The following is a 1,078-nucleotide window of genomic DNA, read 5'->3' as shown; positions in this document are numbered from 1 at the left end:
CGGCCGGGACCGCGGCGCCGTCGTCGTCGATCCGTGTCTCCGGCACCACCTGCGCCGCGGGCATGCGGAGGAACACGAGCGTGTTGCCGTCGGCGTCGCCGCCGTCCACCCACGAGAATCCCTCCGGGCTGTGGTCCAGCGACCACAGCGCCGGCTTGCTGCGGTAGAGCGCGTTGAGCTCCCGGATCGTCAGCTGGACCCCGCGGTGCGCCTCATCCCACGAGACGGGCCAGTCCAGGCCCTCGCCCTCGGACCACTCGCTCGGCTGCGCGTACTCCCCGCCCATGAACAGCAGCTGCTTGCCGGGGTGCGCCCACATGTACCCGTAGTAGGCGCGCAGGGTCGCCAGCTGCTGCCGTCGGTCGCCCGGGATGCGGCCCAGCAGGGAGCCCTTGCCGTGGACGACCTCATCGTGGGACAGCGGCAGCACGTAGTTCTCCGAGTAGGCGTACACCATGGAGAACGTCCACTGCTCGTGGTGCCACCGGCGGTTGACCGGGTCCTGGGACAGGTAGGCCAGGGTGTCGTGCATCCAGCCCATGTTCCACTTCTTGCCGAAGCCGAGACCGCCCGCGTCCACGGGAGCGCTCACCCCGGAGAAGGCCGTGGACTCCTCCGCGATCATGTGGACGCCGGGGTGCAGGCGGTACACGGTCGCGTTGACCTCGCGCAGGAAGTCGATGGCCTCGAGGTTGTGGTTGCCGCCGTGCACGTTGGGCTCCCACTGCCCGTCCTCGCGCGAGTAGTCCAGGTAGAGCATCGAGGCGACGGCGTCCACGCGCAGCCCGTCGATGTGGAACTCGCCGAGCCAGTAGAGCGCGTTGGCCACGAGGAAGTTGCGGACCTCGGTGCGGCCGAAGTCGAACACGAGGGTGCCCCAGTCGGGATGTTCGCCCCGCCGCGGGTCCGGGTGCTCGTACAGGGCGGTCCCGTCGAAGCGCGCGAGCGCCCACTCGTCCTTCGGGAAGTGCGCCGGCACCCAGTCCACGATGACGCCGATCCCCGCCCGGTGGAGCGCGTCCACCAGGTGCTTGAACTCGTCCGGGGAGCCGAACCGGGAGGTGGGGGCGTAGTAGCC

General features: G+C 70.1%; 1 protein-coding gene. It reads right to left on the bottom strand.

Going from position 1 to position 1,078, the window contains the following annotated elements; all coding sequences use genetic code 11:
* Positions 1–1,078: 1,4-alpha-glucan branching enzyme (gene glgB / locus ACFWJO_RS40715; protein ID WP_386873436.1), on the bottom strand; the 1,078-nt coding region annotated here is incomplete at both ends.

Source organism: Streptomyces sp. NPDC127092, from assembly GCF_042722475.1.
Classification (GTDB): Bacteria; Actinomycetota; Actinomycetes; order Streptomycetales; family Streptomycetaceae; genus Streptomyces.
The sequence above is the reverse complement of the archived record's forward strand: the minus strand, read 5'-3'. Positions and strand labels throughout refer to the sequence as shown.